Source organism: Paenibacillus cellulosilyticus, assembly GCF_003182255.1.
Taxonomy (GTDB): Bacteria; Bacillota; Bacilli; order Paenibacillales; family Paenibacillaceae; genus Paenibacillus_T; species Paenibacillus_T cellulosilyticus.
In genome coordinates this window covers 1-1,092 of the sequence record NZ_QGTQ01000077.1, presented here as the reverse complement: position 1 = coordinate 1,092, position 1,092 = coordinate 1, and the positions used below count along the sequence as shown (strand labels likewise).

The following is a 1,092-nucleotide window of genomic DNA, read 5'->3' as shown; positions in this document are numbered from 1 at the left end:
GGGAAAGATCGAAGAGTGATTAAAGATCAAAGAACATGTTGGAGATCGAAGAGCGATTAAAGATCAAAGAACATGTTGAAGATCGAAGAGCGATTAAAGATCCAAGGGGCATGTTGAAGATCGAAGAGCGATTAAAGATCCAAGGGGCATGTTGAAGATCGAAGAGCGATTAAAGATCAAAGGACTGTTGAAGATCGAAGAGCAGTTAAAGATCAAGGACATTATTGAAGAGCGAAGACGATTGAAGAACGGTATGAATGTAGCTCGAAGAAGGCGAGACCGTCCGATAACACCGTATTCACGCATCGGGCCATCCGGCCCTCGGTCCGGAAGAGGCATTTCGGGGAAGCGGGGGCAGCAGGACAACCCTGCACTGGCTAAGTCCGTCGGACCCGGGCCAGAGAGGGTTCGTGAATACAAAGACGTTATATGAAAGTACGGATGATTATATAAAACCACTGACGAAAGAAGTGATTGATTGAAGAGAACAATCCAAAACATCGATTTAATAGAATTGGAGATAAAAGAATTTAAATGGAATAAGTGTGTGTTTATAACCGAGTTTCATTTTTTAAAAGTTCTAAATAAATACTTTGAAGAAGTATCTGTATTAGAAACGCAATTAGAATATAAAGAAGTTGATAGTACATACATAATTAAACTGCAGTTTAAGAGCATTCAGAATTTAAACCTCTCATGTACAACTGATTATGGAATACAGTTAAGTTCTTTTGAAATTACTGATATCAGTGATGATGGATGGAGCGATTTGAACTATAAAGTAAATGACTATGAGACTGAAAACGTTAAGTTCTATTGCAATGAAATAGAAATAATTTCAGTAACTAGAATGTAACCTCAGGAAGTCCGTACCTTCATATAACACCATATTCACGCATCGGGCCATCCGGCCCTCGGTCCGGCAGGGGCATTTCGGGGAAGTGGAAGCAGCCGGACAACCCTGCACTGGCTAAGTCTGACGACCCGCGCATTCGCGCTTAAGCCAGTGAGGGTTCGTGAATACAAAGACGTTAGCAGAAATTAATGCGGTATGTATAACCTTAGAGATCACAAAAGAATGAATTTCATATC

2 protein-coding genes are annotated in these 1,092 nt (G+C 40.8%); both read left to right on the top strand.

Annotated features, from left to right (window positions below):
- The first annotated feature begins 148 nt into the window (after positions 1-148).
- A complete protein-coding gene (locus tag DFQ01_RS30765) occupies positions 149-433 on the top strand; it encodes a hypothetical protein (protein ID WP_110047718.1) in 285 nt (94 codons plus the stop codon).
- Positions 434-478: 45 nt separating this feature from the next.
- The gene (locus DFQ01_RS30760) at positions 479-856 is read left to right on the top strand and encodes a hypothetical protein (RefSeq protein ID WP_110047717.1); all 378 of its coding nucleotides are present in this window, start codon (positions 479-481) and stop codon (positions 854-856) included.
- Positions 857-1,092 lie beyond the last annotated feature (236 nt).